The 248-nt window shown below is 66.9% G+C and carries 1 pseudogene; it reads right to left on the bottom strand.

What is annotated here, in order from left to right:
- A pseudogene (locus tag SB765_RS32410) lies at positions 1-248 on the bottom strand (RpiR family transcriptional regulator); the annotation flags it as partial.

Below are 248 nucleotides of genomic sequence, written 5' to 3'. Positions count from 1 at the left end.
AGGCATGGCGGGAATAACGGCGCGCTTCGAACACCACCAGGGCGCTGTCTTCGGCGCGGCCAAGCAGCACTTCGCCGAAGTGCCCGGCGCTGATATCGACCAGTTGTACGCCATCGCGCAGGTATTGCAGCAAGTGGCTCATGCACATGGCCACGCCGCGCTCGGTCTGGAAGCCGGCGATGAACACCCGTGGCTTGCTGGCCAGGCGCTGCGCCACGCTGTGCCAGGCCGGGCTCTGGCGGTACTCG

The sequence above is a fragment of the Pseudomonas sp. SIMBA_067 genome, from assembly GCF_046534675.1.
GTDB classification, from domain to species: Bacteria; Pseudomonadota; Gammaproteobacteria; order Pseudomonadales; family Pseudomonadaceae; genus Aquipseudomonas; species Aquipseudomonas putida.
Note: the sequence above shows the minus strand (reverse complement) of the source record. Positions and strands in the feature narration are given on the sequence as shown.